This is a genomic window from Vibrio sp. 811 (genome assembly GCF_033339195.1).
Genome location: NZ_JAWOUB010000354.1, coordinates 1 through 735 on the forward strand (window position 1 = coordinate 1; position 735 = coordinate 735).

Annotated in this window: 1 pseudogene; it reads left to right on the forward strand. The window is 44.5% G+C overall.

Going from position 1 to position 735, the window contains the following annotated elements:
- Positions 1 to 735, forward strand: a pseudogene (locus R7Q46_RS26830) (D-alanyl-D-alanine carboxypeptidase); the annotation flags it as partial.

Below are 735 nucleotides of genomic sequence, written 5' to 3' on the forward strand. Positions count from 1 at the left end.
GCTTTGTTAGCTTAATGAATAGTTGGGCGAGTCAACTTGGTTTGACGAATTCCTCATTTACTAACCCTCACGGTTTAGATAGCGAAGGTTTGTATTCAACACCGCATGATATAGCTAAGTTGGGTCAAGCAATCATTCGTGATCTGCCAGATATTTATCCGATGTACAGTGAAACGTCTTTTACGTACAACGGTATTACTCAATATAACAGGAATGGTTTACTTCGTGATCGCAGCATGAACGTTGACGGGATGAAAACGGGCTATACCAGTGGTGCAGGTTACAGTTTGGCGACGTCAGCCACCAATGGCGACATGCGCCTTATCGCAGTTGTTATGGGGGCGAAGAGCCAAAGTGTGCGTGAATCAGAAAGTAAGCAACTTCTTAGTTACGGTTTTCGATTCTACGATACCTTGATGCCAACGGCCGCAGGAACTGATATCGCAAACGCTCGCGTTTGGATGGGGCAAAAGGATGAGTTAAAAGTTGGTGTGAACCGCGATGTTTATCTCACTCTGCCTAAAAGTGACGTAAACAAACTTAAAGCGGAAGTGGAATACAGCGGTGATTTACTTGCGCCAATTGCTCAAGATCAGGTAGTTGGTACTTTGCTATACAAAGTGGATGGAAAAGTCGTGAAAGAGACCGAGCTAGTTGCACTCGAACCAGTGGAAGAAGGCGGGATTTTTAAACGTATTATGGATTGGTTTAAGCGACTGGTAGCAAGCTGGTTTT